General features: G+C 52.2%; 6 protein-coding genes. All 6 read left to right on the top strand.

Annotated elements, in window-relative coordinates:
• Positions 1-318, top strand: a 318-nt coding sequence (locus WGC32_RS14880; protein ID WP_342683045.1) for a siphovirus Gp157 family protein, incomplete at its 5' end; no start/stop codon positions are given.
• A gap of 12 nt (positions 319-330) precedes the next feature.
• A complete protein-coding gene (locus WGC32_RS14875) occupies positions 331-939 on the top strand; it encodes a hypothetical protein (protein ID WP_342683043.1) in 609 nt (202 codons plus the stop codon).
• Positions 911-1555 carry a putative HNHc nuclease gene (locus tag WGC32_RS14870; protein ID WP_342683042.1) on the top strand — a complete coding sequence of 215 codons (645 nt, stop codon included), beginning with the start codon at positions 911-913 and terminating at the stop codon, positions 1553-1555. Before WGC32_RS14875 ends, WGC32_RS14870 begins: the two co-directional genes overlap by 29 nt.
• Position 1556: 1 nt before the next feature.
• Positions 1557-1946, top strand: a complete 390-nt coding sequence (locus WGC32_RS14865; protein ID WP_342683041.1) for a single-stranded DNA-binding protein — start codon at positions 1557-1559, stop codon at positions 1944-1946.
• Between the two features lie 26 nt (positions 1947-1972).
• Entirely contained in the window at positions 1973-2665 is a 693-nt protein-coding gene (locus tag WGC32_RS14860) for a DUF6291 domain-containing protein (RefSeq protein WP_342683040.1), read from the top strand.
• A gap of 10 nt (positions 2666-2675) precedes the next feature.
• A complete protein-coding gene (locus WGC32_RS14855) occupies positions 2676-3146 on the top strand; it encodes a hypothetical protein (protein ID WP_342683039.1) in 471 nt (156 codons plus the stop codon).
• Positions 3147-3321 lie beyond the last annotated feature (175 nt).

Here is a 3321-nt window from a genome sequence, read left to right as displayed (position 1 = left end):
AAGAAAGAGGAAGGGGCGCTGAGAGATCGCCGGGATTCCAAGATGCGAAAGGCTGACCAGATGAAACATTACCTGTCGGAGCAGATGCAGAAGATGGGGAAGAAGAAGCTGGAAACCGAGAGAAACCTTCTTTCATTCCGGAAATCAACAGCGCTCATCATAGAAAACGAAGAGGACTTTAAACAACGTCATGGGGATTTATGCAAGCGGGAAGTGGTGGTAAGCATTCCGAAAAAGGAGATTACCGACCGTCTGAAGGCAGGGGAAGAGATTAGCGGCGCTGTGCTGCAGGAAAGGCAGAGCCTTCAGATTAAGTAAGAGGAATAGAAGATGGAAGGAAAGCTGAATATCTACAACGCCATGAGGAAGGTGCCGGAGGAAGCGCTGCGGGAGATCAAGGGCGGGAAACTGAAGGGGAAAAGCGACATCAACCCAATGTGGCGGATCAAAGCCATGACGGAGCAGTTTGGCCCCTGCGGCGTCGGCTGGAAACCGGAGCTTGTGCGGAGCTGGACAGAACCGGGAGCGGGGGGAGAGAACGCGGCCTTTGTGGAGATCAAGCTGTATATCAAAGAAGGCGGCCAGTGGAGCGAAGCCATCCCGGGCACCGGAGGAAATATGCTGGTGGCGAGGGAAAGAGGCGAGCTTGTGACCAACGATGAGGCGTTCAAGATGGCTTACACAGACGCTATCTCGGTGGCGTGCAAGCTGCTGGGGTGCGGAGCGGACGTGTACTGGGGGGAGGACAGGACAAAGTATACAGTCCAGACCCAGCCAGAGCCTGTGATCTGTCCGAAGTGCGGCGGGAAGATAAAAGGAATTAAGTTCAGAGGCGAGCCAATGGAGCCGCAGGAGGTATTGGAGAAATTGAAGATGTGCGCGGTTTGCTGGCAGAAGGAGCGGGCAAAAGATGGAGCGGATCACGGGACAAATCCGTAAATACGACGGAGAGAGGCTGGTCATCGTAGCGCCCTACAGCGGGGATCATTTCCTCCTGACAAGGCAGGTGAAGGAATGCGAGGTGTGCCTGCGGGATAACCGGGAGATTACGGCCCGGCAGCGGAGGTATATCTATGCCATGCTGCGGGATATCGCGGCCTACACCGGCCACAGCCCAGAGGAGTTGAAGGACTACTTCAAAGCCCAGTGGGTGGCGCAGACAGGCGGGGAGTGGTTTTCCCTGTCGGACACGGACATGACCACAGCCAATGAACTGATCGAGATCATCATCGGGTTTTGTGTGGAGTGGTGTATACCAACAAAGGACAACTTAGCCGAGTTTGCGCCGGATATTGGGAGGTATATATATCTGTGCCTGACGCGCAAGGTGTGCTGTATCACCCGGCAGAAGGCGGAGCTGCACCATGTAGACGCTGTGGGAGCGGGAAGGAACCGAAAGGAGATTGTCCACCAGGGGATGAAGGTGCTGCCGTTGAGCCGGAAGATGCACATAGAAATCCACAGCATAGGAAAGGAAAGATTCTGTGAGAAATATCACGTGTACGGTGTGGCGCTGGACGCGGAACTGTGCCGGATATGGAAAGTGAGGAGTTAAGATGGTCAACAAGGCAATCATTGTAGGAAGGCTGACCCGGGACCCGGAGCTGAAAAGAACCCCTAGCGGGATTTCAGTCACCAGCTTCACGGTGGCGGCGGACAGGCCCTACAGCAAGGATAAGGAGAAGAAGGCGAACTTCATCGACTGCGTGGCCTGGAGAGGGACGGCGGAATTTGTGGAGCGGTACTTCAGAAAAGGAGACGCCATCGGAGTGGACGGCAGAATCCAGGTAGAGGACTACACCGACAAAAACGGAAACAAGAGGCGGCGGTTTGAGGTGGTGGCCGACCAGGTTTCCTTTGTAGGCGGAAAGCCGAGGCGGGATACGCCGGAGGGCCCTGACGACTTTGAGGAAGTGGATCTGGATGACGACCTGCCGTGGGATTAATTGGATGAAAGAAAGAGGAATGGAAAGTGGCGCAAAAAAACAGTTTCCTTCTCTACCAGGATTACCGGGAACATCTGGCGCTGCTCAGCGATGAAGAACTGGGACAGCTCTTGCTTGCCCTGTTTGACTATGCGGAGAGCAAACGCCAGCCAGAGAACTTAAGCAGCGCGGCTATGATGGCGTTCTCCTTCATCCGCGCCCAGATGGATAGGGACGAAAAACGGTATGAAGAGACCTGTGAGACCAATCAAAGAAATGGTGCAAAAGGAGGTAGGCCATCAAAAGCGAAAGAAAGCGAAAAAAACCGAGAAAAACCGAAAGAAACCGATCGGTTTTTTGAGAAACCGAAAAAACCCGATAATGATAATGATACAGATAATGATACTGATACAGATATAGAAAAAGAGAAAGAGATAGAGAAAAAGCCCACCCAGGAAAAGTATGGCGAGTTTCAAAATGTGAAGCTGACGGGCGAGGAGCATAGGAAACTGGTGGACAGTTTGGGAGAAAGGGACGCGAAAGAATACATAGAGCGACTCTCCTCCTACCTCGCACAAACCGGCAAACGATATAAAAACCATTATGCGACGATCCTAAACTGGAACCGGCGAGATGGAAGGGAAAAGCGAGGGCAAGAGCCTTTATCGGAGAGAAACAAGCCGTCTTTTGACCTGGAAGCGTTTGAGAGGAAGGTAGCCTTAAATGGTATGCTGGAATGAGGGGGAACGAATGAAGAAAGCAAGGCCGGATGAAAAACAGTGCCCAATATGCGGAAAATGGTTTTACCCCAATAGACGCCTGAGGAAGTGGTGCAGTGCAGAGTGTAGGGAAAATGGTATCAAGATACAATCCGAGAAGCATGTGTATCGAAAAATATGCCCATGCTGCGGTAAGGAATTTGAGACGAATAAGCAGTTTCAAAAATATTGTTGCCGGGCCTGCCAGAAAAAAGGCTACACCAACCCATATCTACCAGACAAATACGTCATTCAGGGGGAGGCGGGACTTAACAGGCCGCTGACAGCAGACGAGATTATGCATATCCACAATTGGCACGCTGGAGGGGAAAGCGTATGGCAGCTTGCGGAGGAATTGCGACGCAGTGAACAGTCCATACAGAAAGCGCTCAATACCCCGCTGACCCCTGAACAGAGGAGAAACAATCAAAAGAATCCTTACACCAGAGGAACGACGGAATGAAGGAAATAAAAATGCGCTTTGTGATCCCAATAGCGCCGGTAACCAAGAAAAACCACCAGCAGATCAGAAGGACCAAAGAGGGACGCTGTTTCATCGCCCAGTCGGAGCAATACCGGAAGTACGCCAAGGATTGCAGGAGGGTGATCACCGGAGCCTACCGGAAAAAGATCAACGT

The sequence above is a fragment of the Zongyangia acetica genome (assembly GCF_038739695.1).
Taxonomy (GTDB): domain Bacteria; phylum Bacillota; class Clostridia; order Oscillospirales; family Ruminococcaceae; genus Zongyangia; species Zongyangia gallinarum.
The sequence above is the reverse complement of the archived record's forward strand: the minus strand, read 5'-3'. Positions and strand labels throughout refer to the sequence as shown.

Coding starts and splice junctions, on each gene's coding strand:
- WGC32_RS14865 (WP_342683041.1), top strand. CDS start 1,557: ATGGTCAACAAGGCAATCATTGTAGGAAGGCTGACCCGGGACCCGGAG.
- WGC32_RS14855 (WP_342683039.1), top strand. CDS start 2,676: ATGAAGAAAGCAAGGCCGGATGAAAAACAGTGCCCAATATGCGGAAAA.
- WGC32_RS14875 (WP_342683043.1), top strand. CDS start 331: ATGGAAGGAAAGCTGAATATCTACAACGCCATGAGGAAGGTGCCGGAG.
- WGC32_RS14870 (WP_342683042.1), top strand. CDS start 911: ATGGAGCGGATCACGGGACAAATCCGTAAATACGACGGAGAGAGGCTG.